The 13,332-nt window shown below is 63.1% G+C and carries 16 protein-coding genes and 1 pseudogene; 8 read left to right on the forward strand and 9 right to left on the reverse strand.

Going from position 1 to position 13,332, the window contains the following annotated elements:
- Positions 1-958: acyltransferase (locus tag EOA28_RS08815; protein ID WP_148670673.1), on the forward strand; the 958-nt coding region annotated here is incomplete at its 5' end.
- 94 nt (positions 959-1,052) lie between these two features.
- The gene (locus tag EOA28_RS08820; RefSeq protein WP_128314819.1) at positions 1,053-2,111 is read left to right on the forward strand and encodes a glycerophosphodiester phosphodiesterase family protein; all 1,059 of its coding nucleotides are present in this window, start codon (positions 1,053-1,055) and stop codon (positions 2,109-2,111) included.
- A gap of 206 nt (positions 2,112-2,317) precedes the next feature.
- Here EOA28_RS08820 and EOA28_RS08825 read toward each other — a convergent pair whose 3' ends face one another.
- Complete coding sequence (locus EOA28_RS08825) at positions 2,318-3,190, reverse strand: aldo/keto reductase family oxidoreductase (protein ID WP_127250771.1); 873 nt, start codon at positions 3,188-3,190, stop codon at positions 2,318-2,320.
- Between the two features lie 95 nt (positions 3,191-3,285).
- Here EOA28_RS08825 and EOA28_RS08830 point away from each other — a divergent pair, with 95 nt between their 5' ends.
- Positions 3,286-4,191 carry a LysR family transcriptional regulator gene (locus tag EOA28_RS08830; protein WP_127250770.1) on the forward strand — a complete coding sequence of 302 codons (906 nt, stop codon included), beginning with the start codon at positions 3,286-3,288 and terminating at the stop codon, positions 4,189-4,191.
- A gap of 57 nt (positions 4,192-4,248) precedes the next feature.
- On the opposite strand, the gene rpsI is transcribed toward EOA28_RS08830, so the two are convergent.
- The 5 genes from rpsI to EOA28_RS08855 all read right to left on the reverse strand — a co-directional run bounded on the left by rpsI (position 4,249) and on the right by EOA28_RS08855 (position 6,565).
- Positions 4,249-4,719 carry a 30S ribosomal protein S9 gene (gene rpsI, locus EOA28_RS08835; protein ID WP_040999876.1) on the reverse strand — a complete coding sequence of 157 codons (471 nt, stop codon included), beginning with the start codon at positions 4,717-4,719 and terminating at the stop codon, positions 4,249-4,251.
- Positions 4,719-5,183 carry a 50S ribosomal protein L13 gene (gene rplM / locus EOA28_RS08840; protein ID WP_040983169.1) on the reverse strand — a complete coding sequence of 155 codons (465 nt, stop codon included), beginning with the start codon at positions 5,181-5,183 and terminating at the stop codon, positions 4,719-4,721. The genes rpsI and rplM overlap by 1 nt, the downstream gene beginning before the upstream one ends.
- Positions 5,184-5,452: 269 nt before the next feature.
- Positions 5,453-5,851: a type II toxin-antitoxin system HicB family antitoxin gene (locus tag EOA28_RS08845; RefSeq protein WP_126082863.1), complete on the reverse strand. Its 399-nt coding sequence runs from the start codon at positions 5,849-5,851 to the stop codon at positions 5,453-5,455.
- A gap of 28 nt (positions 5,852-5,879) precedes the next feature.
- The gene (locus EOA28_RS08850; RefSeq protein WP_126083820.1) at positions 5,880-6,065 is read right to left on the reverse strand and encodes a type II toxin-antitoxin system HicA family toxin; all 186 of its coding nucleotides are present in this window, start codon (positions 6,063-6,065) and stop codon (positions 5,880-5,882) included.
- A gap of 44 nt (positions 6,066-6,109) precedes the next feature.
- On the reverse strand, positions 6,110-6,565 hold the full coding sequence (locus EOA28_RS08855) for a PaaI family thioesterase (RefSeq protein ID WP_127250769.1): 456 nt from the start codon (positions 6,563-6,565) through the stop codon (positions 6,110-6,112).
- A gap of 152 nt (positions 6,566-6,717) precedes the next feature.
- Here EOA28_RS08855 and EOA28_RS08860 point away from each other — a divergent pair, with 152 nt between their 5' ends.
- From EOA28_RS08860 to EOA28_RS08880, 5 genes and pseudogenes are all read left to right on the forward strand, one after another.
- On the forward strand, positions 6,718-7,539 hold the full coding sequence (locus EOA28_RS08860; protein WP_127250768.1) for an enoyl-CoA hydratase: 822 nt from the start codon (positions 6,718-6,720) through the stop codon (positions 7,537-7,539).
- A 44-nt stretch (positions 7,540-7,583) separates the two neighbouring features.
- Positions 7,584-8,366 (forward strand): annotated as a pseudogene (locus EOA28_RS08865) (AAA family ATPase).
- Positions 8,363-8,884, forward strand: coding sequence for a CoA-binding protein (locus tag EOA28_RS08870; protein ID WP_127250766.1), 522 nt, complete (start codon positions 8,363-8,365; stop codon positions 8,882-8,884). The pseudogene EOA28_RS08865 and the gene EOA28_RS08870 overlap by 4 nt, the downstream one beginning before the upstream one ends.
- A 160-nt stretch (positions 8,885-9,044) precedes the next feature.
- A complete protein-coding gene (locus EOA28_RS08875; RefSeq protein ID WP_127250765.1) occupies positions 9,045-10,325 on the forward strand; it encodes an O-acetylhomoserine aminocarboxypropyltransferase in 1,281 nt (426 codons plus the stop codon).
- Position 10,326: 1 nt separating this feature from the next.
- On the forward strand, positions 10,327-10,671 hold the full coding sequence (locus EOA28_RS08880) for a cupin domain-containing protein (protein WP_127250764.1): 345 nt from the start codon (positions 10,327-10,329) through the stop codon (positions 10,669-10,671).
- 14 nt (positions 10,672-10,685) lie between these two features.
- Here the strand turns inward: EOA28_RS08880 and EOA28_RS08885 are convergent, their stop codons facing one another.
- The 3 genes from EOA28_RS08885 to EOA28_RS08895 form a co-directional block, all read right to left on the reverse strand.
- On the reverse strand, positions 10,686-11,393 hold the full coding sequence (locus EOA28_RS08885; RefSeq protein WP_127250763.1) for a transporter substrate-binding domain-containing protein: 708 nt from the start codon (positions 11,391-11,393) through the stop codon (positions 10,686-10,688).
- 55 nt (positions 11,394-11,448) lie between these two features.
- Positions 11,449-12,687, reverse strand: coding sequence for a cytochrome P450 (locus EOA28_RS08890; protein WP_127250762.1), 1,239 nt, complete (start codon positions 12,685-12,687; stop codon positions 11,449-11,451).
- Positions 12,688-12,767: 80 nt separating this feature from the next.
- Positions 12,768-13,332 (reverse strand): hypothetical protein (locus tag EOA28_RS08895; protein WP_128314820.1); only part of this gene is annotated, 565 nt, incomplete at its 5' end.

The raw sequence follows: 13,332 nt of genomic DNA on the forward strand, positions 1-13,332 counted from the left end.
GGACGATCTTGCCCGTTTCGCGCTCGTGCGCTTCGGCCGCATCTATCCGCTGCATCTTATGATGCTTGCCGCTTTCGCTGGCTTCGAGGCGCTGCGGCTCGTCCTGCCGGCGCTGCACGGAACGGGTCCGGCGCCCTTCACCGCCGGTTTCGACCTGAAAAGCTTGATCGCCAACCTCTTCCTTTTGCAAGGCATGGGCGTCGAGGATCATCTGAGCTGGAACGCGCCGAGCTGGAGCATTTCGGCCGAGTTCTTCACCTATCTGCTGTTTGCCGCCGTCTTCTTCACTGCTGGACAGCGCGCCTGGATATGGTTCGTCGCCGCCGCGGTGACGGCGCCGCTTTTCCTGGTGGCGGTCTCGACGCGTCATATGGACGTGTCCTTCGACTTCGGCTTCATCCGTTGCCTTTACGGCTTCTCGCTCGGCGCGCTGCTCGCCTGGTTTCAACACGATTCCATTGCAGAGGCGCGACAGGCGCTTAGCGGCGGGGCAGGGCGCATCGCCTGGACGATTGCGGAGCTGGTGATGATCGCGGGGATCGCGCTGTTCGTCTCCATCGCCGGCACCAACGACATCGGCATCGCGGCGCCCGTCGTCTTCGCGCTGGCGCTTTACCTTTTTGCGCATGAGGGTGGGTGGGTCAGCGTGGCTTTGCGCAGCCGGCCGATGCTGCTGCTCGGTTCGCTCTCCTATTCGATCTATATGGTCCACATCTTCGTCCAGGCGCGCATGATCAATGCCGGCGGCCTTCTCGAGCGCAAGCTCGGGCTCGGCATCGTTGGCGACCTGATGCTGCGAGGTGAGCATGCGACCGGCTTCGGCGCCGGCTCGCCCTTGATCGGTTTTGCGGCTTTGATCGCGATGTTGATCGCCGTCGTCGTCGCGTCGTGGTTCACCTGGCGCTTCGTCGAAATGCCGGCGCTCGCCTGGTTCCGGCGCCTTTCCAAGCGTATTTGACGGACTTCGATACGAAACAGCTAGCCGGCTTCGTTCACCGCCCTGTCATGGGCATCGCCTAACCGGGTCGCGACCGGAACGGAGCGATTCCCCGATGCGAACACTCTGGCTGAGGCTTTTTCTGTCCGCCGCGCTTGGTGCAATTCCTAACCAAAGTCTAGCCGGCGAGACGCGCGCCACCCAAATCCTCGATCGCTTCGAGCACGCCAACCAATGGCGCGATCATGTGATGATCGCCGCGCACCGCGCCGGCAGCATGCAGGCCGGCAAGACGCTTTATGCCGAGAACTCGTTGGCCGCGGTCGAAGGGTCGATCGCGATCGGCGCCGAGATCGTCGAGGTCGATGTCCGGCGCGCGAAGGACGGCGAGTTCGTCATCATGCATGACAGCTGGCTCGACCGCACCACCACCTGCAAGGGGGAGGTCGTGAACTACACGCTGGCCGAGCTGAAGAACTGCCGGCTGGTCATCGAGGGCACGGGCGCCGTCACCAACGAGACGGTGTCGACGCTGCGCGAGATGCTGCTGACGACCAGGGACAGGATCCTGATCAACCTCGACAACAAGCTGGAGGTGACCGACCTGCCGGGCATGGTCGCGGAGGCGCGCGACCTCGGCATGGCCGACCAGGTGATCGTCAAGGAGAACCTCTGGAACCGGCAGCGCATCGATGCCGCCAGTGCCGCGCTTACAAGCGCAGGCGGCGGCTTCCAGTTCATGCCGATCCTCGCCGACGACGCCGTGCATGATGCCGCCTTCGCCGATGAGGTCGACAAGGTGTTCGCGCCGCGCGCCATCGAGTTGATCAACTGGCGCAACGGCGCCGAGACGCTGACCGCCTCTGGCGGGCCGCTGTTCAGCAACCATATGCGGGCGGAAGCGGCCGGCGGCGATTGGCACCTTTGGGCCGACACCTACGCCATCGTGCACAAGCCGGGCGGCTTCCTTGCCGGCGGCCGTGGCGACGAACTCGCCGTCGCCGCCGGCCTGCCACGCGAGGCCTGGGGTTTCTGGGTCGACCGCGGCGCAACGATCATCCAGACCGACGAGCCGAAAGCGGCGATCGAGTGGCTGGCGGCGAATGGCTATCGGGTGCCTTATACGACGGACATCAGGCAGGCCGAGCCGGCGCATACGGCGAGCATTAATTAGCTGGCGTCGGCGCTTCACCCCGCCCGGCGCTTCGCGCCGACCTCCCCATCGAGGGGAGGTAGAACGTCGTGCCAAACTGCCGTCGCTGCATGCCTGCGGTGCGGTAATCCTGAATGCTAAACTGGCGTTCAAGCATAAAGCGCGGCGCCCTACCTCCCCTCGATGGGGAGGTCGCGCCGCAGGCGCGGGCGGGGTGCTGCGCCGACCTACGCAGCTTTCGCCACGCCATCCAGCTCGTTCAACACATCAGCCGACAGCTCCAACTCCGCGGCTGCCAGATTCTCCCGCAGATGCGCGACCGAAGAGGTGCCCGGTATCAAAAGGATATTGGGCGAACGCTGCAGCAGCCACGCCAGCGCCACCTGCATCGGCGTCGCGCCGAGCCGGTCGGCCACGTCGGACAGCGTCGACGATTGCAACGGGCTGAACCCACCGAGCGGGAAGAACGGCACATAGGCGATGCAGTCGCGAGCCAGCTCATCGATCAGCGCGTCATCGTCGCGGTGCGCCAGATTGTACTGGTTCTGCACGCAGACGATGTCGCAGATCTTGCGGCCTTCCGCGATCTGCGCGCGGGTGACGTTGCTCAAGCCGATATGGCGCACCAGGCCTTTGCGCTGCAGCTCGGCAAGCTTGGTGACCTGCGCCTCGATGGAACCTTCGGCCGGACCATGCACCCCGAACATGATGCGCAGATTGACGACGTCCATCACCTCAAGACCGAGATTGCGGAGATTGTCGTGCACGGCCTGCTCGAGCTCGTCGGCTGTGAAGGCCGGCAGCCAGGAGGCGTCTTCGCCACGGCGGGCGCCGATCTTGGTGACGATGGTGAGGTCGTCGGGGTAGGGCGCAAGCGCCTCGCGGATCAGCCTGTTGGTGACATAGGGCCCGTAATAATCGCTGGTGTCGATATGGTTCACGCCTTGCTCTACCGCTTCGCGCAGCACGGCGATGGCCGCGTCATGGTCTTTCGGCGGACCGAACACGCCTTTGCCTGCGAGCTGCATGGCGCCGTAGCCGAGGCGGCGGACCGAACGGTCGCCGAGTTTATAGGTGCCGGATTTGTTTACGCTGGACATCGTGGTTCTCCTTCGCTGTCGACGAGGGAGATAGGGCATGGCCGTTGTCCAGATAACCGGGTATAATCGAAACAACTTGTACGGATTGCAGAACAGTGGCTGACCTCAACGATCTCCAGGCATTCATGGCTGTGGCGCGCGCCGGCGGCTTTCGCGAAGGCGCCCGCGCCACGGCGGGCAGCGCCTCCGCGCTCAGTGAAGCCATCCGCCGTCTGGAAACCCAGCTCGGTGTCAGGCTCTTCAACCGTACAACGCGCAGTGTCGCTTTGACCGAGGCCGGCGCCGGCCTGCTGGCGCGGCTCGGCCCCGCATTGGGCGAAGTGGAAGCCGCGCTCGATGTGGTGAACGGCTTTCGTGACCGGCCTGCCGGAACCCTGCGGCTCAACGTGCCGATAAGCGCCTCGCGGCTGGTGCTGCCAAGAATCGTTCCGGGATTTCTGGCGGCCTATCCTGCCATTCGCCTGGAGGTGATCGCCGAGGAGAATTTCATCGATCTGCTGGTGGCCGGCTGCGATGCCGGCATCCGCTATGACGAGCGGCTGGAGCAGGACATGATCGCCGTGCCGATCGGACCGCGCACGCAGCGCTTCACCACCTCCGCAGCGCCGGCCTATCTTGACCGGCACGGCCGGCCGCAGCATCCGCGTGACCTGCTTGGCCATGCCTGCATACGCGGCCGCTTCCCGAGCGGGGTCATGACGCCCTGGGAGTTCGAGCGGGATGGTGAGGTGGTGCGGGTCGATACCACGGGACCATTGCTCGTCAGCATCGGCGGAGGCGTCGATCTTGCCATCGACGCGGCGATCGCCGGCGTCGGCATTCTCTGGCTCTTCGAAGACTGGGTACGCCCGCATTTCGAGAGCGGCGTGCTGGAGCCCGTGCTGGAGCCGTGGTGGCAAAACTTTTCGGGGCCGTTTCTCTACTATCCCGGGCGCCGCTTGGTGCCGGCGCCGCTGCGTGCCTTCATCGACTACATCAAGACGCCGGCCGGGCACTGGTAGCGGAAAACAAAAAGGCCGCCCGGAGGCGGCCTTTTCGAAAGCTTGGATTCCCGGCGCTTAGCGCTTCGAGAACTGGAAGCTGCGACGGGCCTTGGCCTTGCCGTACTTCTTGCGCTCGACCACGCGGCTGTCGCGGGTCAGGAAGCCGCCCTTCTTGAGCACCGAGCGCAGGCCCGGCTCATAGTAGGTCAGCGCCTTGGAGATGCCGTGACGGACCGCACCGGCCTGGCCGGAGAGGCCGCCGCCGATGACGGTGGCGACGATGTCGTACTGGCCGGCGCGGTTGGCCGCCACGATCGGCTGGTTGAGGATCATCTGCAGCACCGGACGCGCGAAATAGGTCGCGAATTCCTTGTCGTTGACAGTGATCTTGCCGGAGCCCGGCTTCACCCAGACGCGCGCGATGGCGTTCTTGCGCTTGCCGGTGGCATAGGCGCGGCCCGACTTGTCGAGCTTCTGGACATGCACGGGCGCGGCCGGCTGCGCGGCGACGGTGCCGAGTTCTGCGAGCGAGGAAAGCTCAGCCATTACGAAGCCCTCTTGTTCTTGGAGTTCAGCTTGGCCACGTCGAGCGTGACGGGCTGCTGGGCGGTGTGCGGATGCTCGGCGCCGGCATAGACGCGGAGATTCTTCATCTGGCGGCGGCCAAGCGGGCCGCGCGGGATCATGCGCTCGACGGCCTTCTCGACGACGCGCTCGGGGAAACGGCCCTCGAGCAGCTGGCGCGCGGTGCGCTCCTTGATGCCGCCGGGATGGCCGGTGTGCCAGTAATAAACCTTGTCGGTGTATTTCTTGCCAGTGAACACCACCTTGTCGGCATTGATGACGATGACGTTGTCGCCATCATCGACATGCGGGGTGAAGGTGGGCTTGTGCTTGCCGCGCAGATGGTTGGCGATGACAGTGGCCAGACGACCGACGACGAGACCTTCGGCGTCGATCAGCACCCACTTCTTCACCACATCCGCAGGCTTCTGCGAAAAGGTAGCCATGGTTTTGCTCTCAGTTTGACCTTTCCCGTCCACGAGGGACAAGAGAAGGCGTTTCTTGTTGCTTGGATTGACGGGAAAACCGAAGCCACCCGCCAATAACAAAACGGCGGCCGTTGCGGGCCGCTGCTTCGCGAGGGCTTATAGGCGAGGGGGCCTTATGCGTCAAGGCAGCGGAAAATGCGTTTAGCGAATAAAATAAAGAAAAAACAATGGCTTGGCCGAACGGTATTATTTTACCACAAAGGTGATCGATGCCAGTCGCCCTCGCGCTAGTGCTTTGCCTCAATTTCCCTGCGGGCGGCGCTTGAGAGAAACGCGGACCTAGTGATGCCGCGCTCGCGCGCGGCGGCATCGATTGCGCGCAGGACACCGCGTTCGAATGTCACGTTCGCCCTGACCACGGCACTGTCATTGTCGATCAGCGGCACGGAGACCAGATAAGCTCCTTCAGATAGCGCGGTACGGATATCGGCAAGCGATACAATCGCCTCATGGCTGGATGGTTCAGGCACGGACATATCCTCGGCCCAAAGTTGCAGGGCCTCGATTGCATTCGGCACGATATCCTCGGGTACATCGGCCGCTGAAAAACAGCCCGGAATGTCGGGGAAGCGAATACCGAATGCGCTGTCGGCATCCTTCTCAACCAGCGCGAAGTAGTTCTTCATTACAGTCTCCTGATTGTATACTTCAGGTCTAGCGAATCCAGCCTGCCTGTTTGGCGATCGCGCGAGCAGTGCCGACTGGCAGATCTTTTTCCGGGTGCGGAACGACAAGCACGATGGCGCCTTTTCGGAATTTGTGATGCGAGCCCCGAACTGAGACCAATTCGAAGCCGTCGTCTCTCAGCCGCTTTATGATGCGGCGGCTGTCACGCTCGATCAAATGTCACCTATGCGCATATATATACACATCTCACTGCGGTATCAAGTTTGAGAAGACTTACGAGGGATCGAATAGGTCCCCGTGGCATGGGCCACAGTGTGCCCATCCGGGCCCGCCACGATGTCGATGTCGAACACCATCAGGCTCTTGCCGAGCTTCAGGATCCGGCAATGGCCGTCGATTGGACCGGCTTCGGCCTTGCGCATGAAGTTGATGTCGAGATTGATGGTCACCGACAGCGCGTCCTGTCCGGCGTGGCTGAGCACGCAGACATAGCCGCCGATGTCGGCCAGCGTGAACAGCGACGGACCGGACACCGTGCCGCCGGGACGCAGATGCCGTTCGTCGGCGTTGAGCCGAACCGTGCAGCCGCCGGGAAATACGTCGATCGCCTCATAGGAGGTGAAGCTGTCGTTGAGCTGCGGATAGACGCTTGCCATCAGCGCATTGACTTCGGCCGCATCGAGCATTGGCTTCAGATCGCTTTGGGCGGGCATGGGCAACGTCCTATATGTGGTGACAAGCTCCGGGCGATATGCCTGGACCAAACGGTGCGACGGAGAAAACACGCCTCGCGGCTGTTCTGCAACCAGCAGCGTGCTAGTTCTGTTGCTCCATGCGCCGCGAGCGCTGACCCGAAAGGTTGGACATGGCTGAAGTTGTTGCCATCAAGCCCGCCGTCGCCGACGGCCCCATTCTTGTCAGCCAGGACAAGGGCATCCTGCGCCTCACGCTCGCCAGCCCGCCGGCCAATGCGCTCTCGCTGGCGACGATGGCAGCGCTGCAGGCCGAACTCGATCGCGTGAAGGCCGACAAATCCGTGCGCGTCATCATCCTGGCTGCGTCGGGAAAAGTGTTCTGCGCAGGTCATGACCTCAAGGAAATGACGGCGCACCGCGCCGAGCCGGACCGCGGCAAAGCCTTCTTCGAAAGAACCTTCGCTGCCTGCGCGAAGTTGATGCAGACCATCGTTCGCCACCCGAAGCCGGTCATCGCCGAGGTCGACGGTCTCGCCACCGCCGCCGGTCTGCAACTGGTCGCGAGCTGCGACCTCGCCATCGCCTCGCACGAGGCCACCTTCTGCACGCCGGGCGTCAATATCGGGCTGTTCTGCTCGACGCCCATGGTGGCGCTGTCGCACAATGTCTCGCGCAAGCAGGCGATGGAAATGCTGCTCACCGGCGAGACGATCGACGCGGCGACCGCCAAGGAATTCGGCCTGATCAATCGCATCGTGCCGCGTGAATATCTCAACCAGGTTGTCGACAAATACGCCCAAACCATTGCTTCCAAGTCATCTTTGGTGGTCAAGACCGGCAAGGAAGCCTTCTACGCCCAGGCCGAAATGGGGCTGGCCGACGCCTATGCCTATACCGGCCGCGTGATGGTCGAAAACATGCTGGCGCGCGACGCCGAGGAAGGCATCGGCGCCTTCATCGGCAAGCGCAAGCCGCAATGGTCCGACGAGTAGCCGGTTTGCATGGAGCCGCACCATCCCATCGCTGAAGGTTCGACGTGGCTGCCCGCAAGCAACTGACGCGGCTGAAGGCACCCTATCTCAAGCGCATCCTGCTTGAGCCGTCGCGGGTTGCCGACTGGGACCAATATCCCTAGAACCTGCCGAGTTTTCGCGACCGCGAATTCGAGTTCGAATTCGCCTCGGCCATGACCATCATCGTCGGAGAGAACGGCACCGGCAAATCGACGCTGCTGGAAGCGATCGGAGCATTGGCAGGCTATGACGAGGCGGGCGGCGGCAAGGGGTATCGTCCGGTAGATCATTCCATCGCCATCGACAAAAGCGGCGCGGCGCTTGCGGACACGCTGCGCGGCCATTGGCTGCCGAAGGTCACGGCCGGCTGGTTCTTCCGCGCTGAATCGTTCTACTCGGTCGCGCGCTATCTCGATAAGGTAGCGCTCGAAGATCCGTTCAGGCCACCGCCACCCGACTTTCTGTCCTGGTCGCATGGCGAAGGCTTCATCCGCTTCTTCGAGGAGCGCTGCCGCCGGCAAGGCATCTACATCCTCGACGAGCCCGAAAGCGCGCTGTCGCCGACGCGCCAGATCGAGTTGCTCAAATTGCTTCAACGCATGGAGCAATCCGGCACGGCGCAGGTGATCATGGCGACGCACTCGCCGCTGCTGATGGCCTGTCCGAATGCGCGGCTCTTCCGCATCAGCCGCTTCGGCCTCGACCCGATCGATTTTCAGGACACCGACCATTTTCGCATGATGCGCGACTTCTGCAGCGACCCGGCTGCCTTTCTCGCCGAAGCGCTGTATGAGGACGAACCATGAATCACGACACTTACGACAACGCCTACATCGCCGGCATTTTGAACTCGGTGAAGACGATCGCCATGATCGGCGCGTCGCCCAACGACGTGCGGCCGAGCTACTTCGTGTTGAAATATCTATTGGCTAAAGGCTTTTCGGTGTTCCCGATCAACCCCGGCCATGCCGGCAAGGAGATCCTGGGCCGCACTGTCTATGCCAGCCTGGCCGACCTGCCACAGCCGGTCGACATGATCGACATTTTTCGCGCTTCCTCGGCAGTGCCCGGCATCATCGACCAGGTGCTGAAGCTCGACCCGTTGCCCAAGGTCGTCTGGATGCAGCTTGGCGTGCGTCATGAGGAGGCCGCCGCCCGCGCCGAGGCGGCCGGCATCAAGGTGGTGATGAACCGCTGCCCGAAGATCGAATACGGCAAGCTGTCCGGCGAGATCGGCTGGACCGGCGTCAACTCCGGCGTTCTGTCGTCGAAGAAACCCTTGATGCGCCAGGGGTTTCAGAGCTTCGGCGTGCGCCAGAAGTAGGCGCCTAGCGGCGCGCGCAAAATTATTCCGGGAAGAAACGGATTTTCTCGGGCGTTGGTCGCAGATCGCGCCCTGAAAGGTATTTTCTTCTTTGCATTCCAACCCGGGCTTCGCCAAGAATGCCCGGCGTTTTTTCGAAGATCAGGAGAGGAAGATTTAGATGACCCGTACGCCCGGTTTCAACACCTTGGCCGTTCATGCCGGCGCCAAGCCCGATCCGGCGACCGGCGCCAGGGCCACGCCGATCTATCAAACCACCTCCTTTGTCTTCGACGATGCCGACCATGCCGCTTCGCTGTTTGGGCTGAAGGCCTTCGGCAATATCTACACCCGCATCATGAACCCGACGCAGGCGGTGCTCGAGGAGCGCGTCGCCGCGCTGGAAGGCGGCACCGCCGCACTTGCCGTCGCCTCCGGCCATGCCGCGCAGGTAATCGTCTTTCACAACCTGATGCAGCCGGGCGACAATTTCATCGCCGCCAACAAGCTCTATGGCGGTTCGATCAACCAGTTCGGCCACGCCTTCAAGAATTATGGCTGGGAAGTGCGCTGGGCCGACGTCAACGACCTCTCGACCTTCGAGAACCAGATCGACGACAGAACCAAGGCGATCTTCATCGAAAGCCTCGCCAATCCTGGCGGCGTTTTCGTCGACATCGAGAAGATCGGCGACATCGCCCGCAAGCATGGCCTGCCATTGATCGTCGACAACACGCTGGCTTCGCCCTATCTGGTGCGGCCGATCGAACACGGTGCCGACATCGTCGTCCATTCGCTGACAAAATTCATCGGCGGCCACGGCAATTCGATCGGCGGCGTCATCGTCGACGGCGGCACGTTCGACTGGTCGAAGTCGGGCAAATACCCGATGCTGTCGGAGCCGCGCCCCGAATATGGCGGGCTCGTCCTGCACGAGACTTTTGGCAATTTCGCCTTCGCCATCGCCGCGCGCGTTCTTGGCCTGCGCGACCTCGGCCCGGCGATCTCGCCCTTCAACGCTTTCCTGATCCTGACCGGCCTGGAGACGCTGCCGCTCAGGATGCAGCGCCACTGCGACAACGCCGCGAGCGTCGCCGGCTGGCTCTCCAACCATCCGAAGGTCGCCTGGGTGAACTATCCCGGACTGCCGAGCGACAAGAACAACGCGCTGCAGAAGAAATATTCGCCGCAGGGCGCGGGCGCGGTCTTCACATTCGGCCTCAAGGGCGGTTACGAGGCCGGCGTCAAATTCGTCGAGGCGCTGGAATTGTTCTCGCACCTCGCCAATGTCGGCGACACCAAGTCGCTGGTCATCCATCCGGCCTCGACGACGCATCGCCAGCTCTCCGATGAGCAGAAGGTCAAGGCCGGCGCCGGGCCGGATACGGTGCGGCTGTCGATCGGCATCGAGGACGTCAACGACATCGTCGCCGATCTCGAGCAGGCGCTGAGCAAGGTCTGATATGTCTGCCTTTCTTGCGGTCGATATCGAAGCCGTCGAGCCGGAGGCCGGTGCGCCGGCCTCGGACCGAGTGATCTCGGGCGATCCGAAATTCCGCACCTGGAATGTCGAGGAGCGCGACGGCGGCCTCTATGCCGGGATCTGGGAAGCGACGCCAGGCAAATGGCGCATCTCTTACGACGAATGGGAATTCTGCCACATACTGTCCGGCGTCTCGGTGATCGCCGAGGACGGCGGCGAGCCGCGCACCGTGCGAGCCGGTGACAGTTTCGTGCTGAGGCCAGGCTTCAAGGGCACCTGGGAAGTGCTCGAGACGACGCGCAAGGAATATGTGATCAAGCTTTGACGGTTTCGGCCGGCTCACAACAGTCGGTCGACATCGTCGTCGGAAAAACCACATTCGCTCATCATGTTCCGGTGCCACGGACTTCCGAGCAGATCGCTCAGGCACCGATCGATCCGCTCGCGCAACGCGGCATTGCCCTTGGCCAATGCGAACGCGCCGGCGGCCGGCCGCTTCTCCGATGCGGGAACCTCGACGACATCGAGCCGCTCGTCGGGGCGCTGGGCAATGTAGCCGCGATGCGCCATGGCGACGCTGGCATATGCCTGCGCCATACCCTTCGCCACGGCCTCCGCCGCCTGAGCCTGCGTCGCAAATATCCTGACCCGATTGGGCGGAACGCCATTCTGCAACGCGGTTTGATGCTGAACCTGGTCCGATATCACTGCAAGTACCGCTGAAGGGTGCAGGGCAAGCGAGCGGTAGCCCTCCAGCCCCAACGGATTGTTCTTCGCCACCATCAGTCCGTCAGGCAGCGACCAGATCGGGCGCGTAAACTCAACGAGCCTTTTGCGCTCGTCCGAGATGAACAGGCCCGTCGTCATGTCCCATCGGTTGTCCACCAGCCCGGGAAGCAGTTCAGCGAACTCGGCTTCGACGGGCGAAAACTCGCCCAGCCCGAGCATCTGGCATATCCGCTTGGCGAGTTCCACGTCGCAGCCGACGACCGAGCCCGATGCGTCGGCGAAGCAGAAGGGTGGTTCCTGCAGGTAGGCGAATTTCATGTTCTAGGTTCCCGAACGACAATTTTGGCTGCTCTAGGCAGGGTCGGTTCGCCTATCAAAAAGTCACGGCAACCCGCTCCAGCCCGTGGAAATGATAAGTGTCGCGGAAGCGCGGCGTCTCCGCCAGGCGTAGTTCCGGCAGCCGGTCGAACAGCGTCTTCAGCGAGACCTGCAACTCAAGCCGCGCCAGCGGCGCGCCGATGCAGAAATGGATGCCGGCGCCGAAGGAGACATTCTTCTGGTCCGCGCGGGCCGGATTGAAGGTGTCGGGCTCGGCAAAAGCCTGGGGATCGTGATTGGCCATGCCGAGCAGAAGCGCGACCATCTCGCCGGGCTTGACCACGATGCCTGGTGACACTTCGATCTCCTCATAGGCATAGCGCAGGAACATGTGCAGCGGCGCGTCGTAGCGCAGGCATTCCTCAACTGTCGCGGCATTCGCCTCGGGTGTCGCGAAGAAGCGGCGCGGATCGCCACCTTGCGCCAGGATCGAGCGCACCGCATTGCCGGTCTGGTGCACCGTCGCCTCATGACCGGCGTTAAGAAGCAGGATGGCCGAGGACACCAGCTCGTCTTCCGACAGCCTCTGGCCGTTGTCCTGGGCCTCGATCAGGAGGGAAAGCAGATCGTCGCCCGGCTTCTTGCGCCGCTCGGCGACGTAGCCGCGCAGGAACGCGGCAAAATCGCGTGCGGCGCGGTTGGCTGTGTCCTCGGTTTCGCGTGTGCGGCCGTGCATGTACATGGCCACCATCTGGTGCGACCAGTCGAGCAGTTGCGGCCCCATCTCGACCGGCACGCCGAGCATCTCGGCGATGATGGTGATCGGCAAAGGCGAGGCGTAGGCCGGCAAAAGGTCGACGCCGTCTGGCTCGAAGCGGTCGACCAACTCGTTGGCCAAGGCCTCGATTCGTGGCCTGAGCCGTTCGACCTGGCGCGAGACGAAGGCGCGGTTTACCAGCGTTCTGAGCCGCGTGTGCACCGGCGGCTCGAGTTCCAGCATGGAGTTGGCCTCGATCGCATCAAAGGCCACGAGGTGCGAGCGGTCTTCGCCAACGCCGCGGCTGTCGGGAATCCCCGCCGGGTTCTGGCGGCCGAAACGGCGGTCGCGCAGCAAGCGGTTGACGTCGTCGAAGCCGCCGAAACACCAGAAGCCGTAGTCTTCCCAGAAGAACGCGTTGGCAGTGCTATGCAGGAAGGCATAGGCCTCGTATGGGTGCTGCACGAAGGCCGGTTCGTGCGGGTCGAGACGCAGGCGGCGATTCGATGTGTCAAAGTCGAGATAGGCTGGCATCATGGTCGATCTTTAGCGCGCCTTGTCAGCGCGATGCCAGACAATGTCTTGGCGCCCGAGAGGGAGAAGCGTTGAACCAGCCGTCAGTGTCCCGTTTTCAGGATGCTCGCCACCTTGGCGGCAATCGCCGCGTCCAGCGCCGGCCAGTTCGCCAGCAGCTCGCGCGGAAAGCGGTAGGTGAGGCTGAGATCGTCGCCGACCTGGACGTCGCGCTCGCAAGGCGCCAGCGATTCCTCCGCGCTCGGCCCGCTGAGGCAGCGGGCGACGAACGGATCCTTGCCGGGGCGCTCGGCGACGGCCAGCACCTCGCTGAGATAGCCTGATTTTTCGCTGAAAGCGTAAACCGTCGTGCCGCCCGGCCCCGGCGTGCCGGGCTTTTCGACCAGGGCGCTGTAGATCGGCGCGAAACGGCCGCTCATGTCGCGCGACATCATGCGCGGTTCGAACGACAGGAATATGATCTTCCTGGTCGTGGTGTGGTTGAAGTCGTCGCGCGCGGCCGCGCTGTAGCCGTCCATCTCGGGATAGCGCAGATAGAGATCGAGCCGCGAGGCGATGCCGTCGCGCCTGGCCTGGTCGAAGCGGATGAAGTTTGCCGGCACGCTGATCAGATTGTTGCCCATGACGATCTGGCGCACCGTGGTGTCA

Origin of the sequence: Mesorhizobium sp. M2A.F.Ca.ET.067.02.1.1 (genome assembly GCF_004023285.1) — a bacterium.
Lineage (GTDB): Bacteria > Pseudomonadota > Alphaproteobacteria > Rhizobiales > Rhizobiaceae > Mesorhizobium.

What these genes read in the sequence shown, in the direction of transcription:
- EOA28_RS08880 (WP_127250764.1), top strand. Translation starts at nt 10,327, where the DNA reads ATGTCTGCCTTTCTTGCGGTCGATATCGAAGCCGTCGAGCCGGAGGCC.
- EOA28_RS08870 (WP_127250766.1), top strand. Translation starts at nt 8,363, where the DNA reads ATGAATCACGACACTTACGACAACGCCTACATCGCCGGCATTTTGAAC.
- EOA28_RS08890 (WP_127250762.1), bottom strand. Translation starts at nt 12,687, where the DNA reads ATGATGCCAGCCTATCTCGACTTTGACACATCGAATCGCCGCCTGCGT.
- rpsI (WP_040999876.1), bottom strand. Translation starts at nt 4,719, where the DNA reads ATGGCTGAGCTTTCCTCGCTCGCAGAACTCGGCACCGTCGCCGCGCAG.
- EOA28_RS08820 (WP_128314819.1), top strand. Translation starts at nt 1,053, where the DNA reads ATGCGAACACTCTGGCTGAGGCTTTTTCTGTCCGCCGCGCTTGGTGCA.
- EOA28_RS08860 (WP_127250768.1), top strand. Translation starts at nt 6,718, where the DNA reads ATGGCTGAAGTTGTTGCCATCAAGCCCGCCGTCGCCGACGGCCCCATT.
- EOA28_RS08855 (WP_127250769.1), bottom strand. Translation starts at nt 6,565, where the DNA reads ATGCCCGCCCAAAGCGATCTGAAGCCAATGCTCGATGCGGCCGAAGTC.
- rplM (WP_040983169.1), bottom strand. Translation starts at nt 5,183, where the DNA reads ATGGCTACCTTTTCGCAGAAGCCTGCGGATGTGGTGAAGAAGTGGGTG.
- EOA28_RS08825 (WP_127250771.1), bottom strand. Translation starts at nt 3,190, where the DNA reads ATGTCCAGCGTAAACAAATCCGGCACCTATAAACTCGGCGACCGTTCG.
- EOA28_RS08875 (WP_127250765.1), top strand. Translation starts at nt 9,045, where the DNA reads ATGACCCGTACGCCCGGTTTCAACACCTTGGCCGTTCATGCCGGCGCC.
- EOA28_RS08885 (WP_127250763.1), bottom strand. Translation starts at nt 11,393, where the DNA reads ATGAAATTCGCCTACCTGCAGGAACCACCCTTCTGCTTCGCCGACGCA.
- EOA28_RS08845 (WP_126082863.1), bottom strand. Translation starts at nt 5,851, where the DNA reads ATGAAGAACTACTTCGCGCTGGTTGAGAAGGATGCCGACAGCGCATTC.